We start from the raw sequence: 3194 nt of genomic DNA, 5'->3' as shown, positions 1-3194 counted from the left end.
GAACCGTACTGAGCGCCAGCCAGACGAATACGACCGGGGCAGGGGTGTGGCGAAAAATCGCCTTGATCGTCGACATCCCAAGCTCTTCCCCACGCGCCTCGACCATTTGATGCACGGAAAAGCTTTCGATCGCGTAACCCTTGCCCGGCTCGCGGGCCGCCACCCGAAGTTCGAGCGAAGAGTGTGGCCCGCCACCCCAAGCTCGAAGAGCAAAGGGTGGTGCGGACGACGGGAATCGAACCCGTACGATCAGAGATCGAGGGATTTTAAGTCCCTTGCGTCTACCAATTCCGCCACGTCCGCAGGCGTGCCCTTTTCAGATGCCTGATTTGAGCCGTCAAGCGATGTTTCGGACCGACTGATTTTACACAGCCAGCCAGCATGCGATGGATGTCCGAATTTAATATTAGCGATATGTAAAATGCAAAGTCCGCCAAACCGGTTTCGTTAGCCTTTCTGTGCCAGCATCGAGCCGGCTTTGATGGTGGAACCATGCGTGGGCCAGGCTGGATCCGGGGGCTACGGGAGGAGGCGCGGCAGCTGCGCTGCGAGATCGATCGGCTCGAGCGCGATCTGATCAAAGCCGCCAATTCGAAAGCCAAATGCAACCTGCACGACGTCGCGCATACGCTGCGCTGGCAGAAGGCCCGGCTCCAGCGATTGGAAGAATGCCTCGCAGCCATGCCGGCCGGAAAGATCGCTTCGGACGGGTCCTGATCGGTCCGATTGCAACCTTGCGTCGAGGCTTAACCATTATTGGTCCTGCGCTTGCCGAGCAGGGGCGCATTGGGAAGTGGCGCGATCGCGGAATTACGGTTTGCGGGGATGCCGTTAGGTTAGCCCACAAGGCGGTTCGATCCGCCGAGGCCGGCGTCTACCAGGCCCCTACCCATTCCCCCGCCCCCTGCGGGCGCCGGCCACCTGATTTCCAAGAGACAATACAGGATGGCGCCTCAGCACTGCCGCCACAGCGGCAAGCCTCAGAATTTATAGCTGAAATTCACGCCCAGCGTCTGCAGCTTCACGTCCTGGTCGCGCTCGGTGAAAGTATCTGAAGCGTCGAAATGCTCCTTGCCGAAATCGTAGTAGCGGTATTGCGCGCCGACGACGACATTGTTGGTCAAGGCATAGTCGACGCCGGCGCCGAGCGTCCAGCCGGTGCTGGTACGGGTCCGGGCAAAGCTTGTGCCTGCCGTCTGCGAGGTTTCGATGCCGGCGAACGCGACGCCGCCAATGCCATAGATCAGCAGGCGATCCATGGCGTAGCCTGCCTTGGCATCGACCGATCCGAACCATTTGACGTCGGTGCCGAAGGTGTTTGCCGGGGCGGCATCGGCGGTGCCGTCGATCGAGGCGTAGTTGAGGTCGGCCTCGGCGCCGATCACTGCCTGGTCGAACTGCCAAAGGCCCGCGACATGGCCGCCGACGAAACCGCCGTCGATGTCGGGCTTGACCGAACCGCCGTCGACGGTGATGTCGGACCGGCCCCAGCCGTAGCCGGCCTGCATGCCGGCATAATAGCCGGTCCAGTCGAAGCCAGGCGCGGTCATCGGCAGATCAGCGCCCAGATCCGCCGCCCAGGCAGACCCGGACAGCAGGGCAAGAAAGCCGGCACTGGCGAGCGTCAGTCGACGCATCGAGCACTCCGAAATGGCGGTTCCGAAAGACTCCCTGGGAAAGACTAGCCCCTTTCGCCGCTGAACGGAATTGCATCTCTGCAACAGTGGTTTGCGACCTGATGCTCTGGCTCCAGGCACCGACATTTGCCAAAGTGCCTCATGCAGAGGAACTCGCCAATGACGAACGCCAAGCCGACAAGCGCCGTAAAAACCAAGCCGTGGACGGAGGTGGCGACACATCTGGTCGATGTCGCGATGGGCCGAAAGCCCGCGGATCTGGTCATCCGCAACGGGCGCTGGGTGAATGTCCATTCGGGCGAGATCATCCCCGGCACGGACATCGCGATCGCCGCCGGCCGCTTCGCCTATTGTGGGCCGAATGCCAGCCATGCCATCGGGCCGGGGACCAAGGTCGTCGATGCCGGCGGGCGCTATCTGGTGCCCGGCCTTTGCGATGCGCATATGCATGTCGAAAGCGGCATGGTGACGGTGACGGAGTTCTGCCGCGCGGTGATCCCGCATGGCACCACCTCGATGTTCATCGATCCGCACGAGATCGCCAATGTGCTCGGACTACCGGGAGTCAGGCTGATGCATGACGAGGCGGTGGCGATGCCGATCAATGTGCATGTGCAGATGCCGTCCTGCGTGCCGTCGGCGCCGGGACTGGAGCATGCCGGCGCCGAATTGACGGTGGCCGACGTGGCCGAGGCCATGACATGGGACAACATCATCGGGCTTGGCGAGGTGATGAATTTCCCCGGCGTCGCCGCCAACAATCCGGTGATGTCGGGCGAGATTGCCGAGACGGTCAAGGCCGGCAAGACGGTCGGCGGCCATTATGCATCGCCCGATCTCGGCCTGCCGTTCCATGGCTATGTCGCGGGCGGGGCCGAGGACGACCATGAAGGCACGCGCGCCGAGGACGCGATCGCGCGCGTGCGCCAGGGCATGAAGGCGATGCTGCGGCTGGGATCGGCCTGGTACGACGTCGCGGCGCAGATCAAGGCGGTGACCGAAGGCGGCATCGACCCGCGCAACTTCATCCTGTGCACCGATGACAGCCATTCCGGCACGCTCGTGCACGAAGGCCATATGGACCGGGTGGTACGGCATGCCATCCAACAGGGCCTGAAGCCGGTGACGGCGATCCAGATGGCGACGCTCAACACCGCGCAGCATTTCAGGCTGGAGCGCGAGATCGGCTCGATCGCGCCGGGGCGACTGGCCGATCTTCTGATCGTTTCGGACCTTGCCCGGATGACCATCGACGAGGTCTATGGCCGCGGCGTCAGGCTGGCGAAGGCCGGCAAGCTCGAGATCGACATCCCCGCCTATGATTATCCGCAATCGGCGAAGAACACGGTCAAGCTCGGCAAGAAGCTCGCGGCGAAGGATTTCGACATTGCGGCGCCGCAGGGCGCCAACGAGGTGCGGGCGCGGGTCATCGGCGTGATCGAGAACCAGGCGCCGACGCGGGCGCTAGAGGCAGACCTGCCGGTCGAGGACGGGTTGGTCGCCATGGATCGGCGCAACGACATCTGCCAGATCGCCCTGGTCGAGCGCCATCGCGGC

3 protein-coding genes and 1 tRNA gene are annotated in these 3194 nt (G+C 63.3%); 2 read left to right on the top strand and 2 right to left on the bottom strand.

Going from position 1 to position 3194, the window contains the following annotated elements:
• Window positions 1-217 precede the first annotated feature (217 nt).
• Window positions 218-303: transfer RNA gene (locus tag EOA28_RS30235), tRNA-Leu, on the bottom strand.
• A gap of 189 nt (window positions 304-492) precedes the next feature.
• Between EOA28_RS30235 and EOA28_RS30230 the strand changes: the two genes are divergently transcribed.
• Window positions 493-717: a hypothetical protein gene (locus tag EOA28_RS30230; protein ID WP_128315595.1), complete on the top strand. Its 225-nt coding sequence runs from the start codon at window positions 493-495 to the stop codon at window positions 715-717.
• 263 nt (window positions 718-980) lie between these two features.
• On the opposite strand, the gene EOA28_RS30225 is transcribed toward EOA28_RS30230, so the two are convergent.
• On the bottom strand, window positions 981-1637 hold the full coding sequence (locus EOA28_RS30225; RefSeq protein ID WP_042644416.1) for an outer membrane protein: 657 nt from the start codon (window positions 1635-1637) through the stop codon (window positions 981-983).
• A 159-nt stretch (window positions 1638-1796) separates the two neighbouring features.
• Here EOA28_RS30225 and EOA28_RS30220 point away from each other — a divergent pair.
• The coding region (locus tag EOA28_RS30220; RefSeq protein ID WP_148670944.1) for an amidohydrolase family protein at window positions 1797-3194 on the top strand (1398 nt) is incomplete at its 3' end.

Source organism: Mesorhizobium sp. M2A.F.Ca.ET.067.02.1.1 (assembly GCF_004023285.1).
GTDB lineage: Bacteria > Pseudomonadota > Alphaproteobacteria > Rhizobiales > Rhizobiaceae > Mesorhizobium.
Note: the sequence above shows the minus strand (reverse complement) of the source record. Positions and strands in the feature narration are given on the sequence as shown.

Coding starts and splice junctions, on each gene's coding strand:
- EOA28_RS30225 (WP_042644416.1), bottom strand. CDS start 1,637: ATGCGTCGACTGACGCTCGCCAGTGCCGGCTTTCTTGCCCTGCTGTCC.
- EOA28_RS30230 (WP_128315595.1), top strand. CDS start 493: ATGCGTGGGCCAGGCTGGATCCGGGGGCTACGGGAGGAGGCGCGGCAG.